Origin of the sequence: Streptomyces sp. RPT161 (assembly GCF_027533845.1) — a bacterium.
GTDB lineage: Bacteria > Actinomycetota > Actinomycetes > Streptomycetales > Streptomycetaceae > Streptantibioticus_A > Streptantibioticus_A silvisoli_A.
In genome coordinates, this window is record NZ_JAPZVN010000126.1 from 1 (window position 1) to 285 (window position 285).

The 285-nt window shown below is 69.1% G+C and carries 1 protein-coding gene; it reads left to right on the forward strand.

Annotated elements, in window-relative coordinates:
• Positions 1-285: carboxyl transferase domain-containing protein (locus tag O5O46_RS35210; RefSeq protein ID WP_333482461.1), on the forward strand; the 285-nt coding region annotated here is incomplete at both ends.

Sequence of the window (285 nt, forward strand, 5' to 3'; positions counted from 1 at the left end):
CTGGAAGAGGTCCGCTACCTGCTCTCCCTGCTGCCGCAGAACAACCGCGAGAACCCGCCGGTGCTGCCCACCACCGACCCGGCCGACCGGCGCGGAGACGCGCTGCTCGACCTGGTGCCCGCGGACGGCAACCGCGCGTACGACATGCGCAAGGTGATCGAGGAGATCGTCGACGACGGTGACTTCCTCGAGGTGCACGAGCGCTGGGCCACCAACATCATCTGCGCGCTGTCCCGGCTGGACGGCCAGGTCGTCGGCATCATCGCGAACCAACCGCAGGCGCTG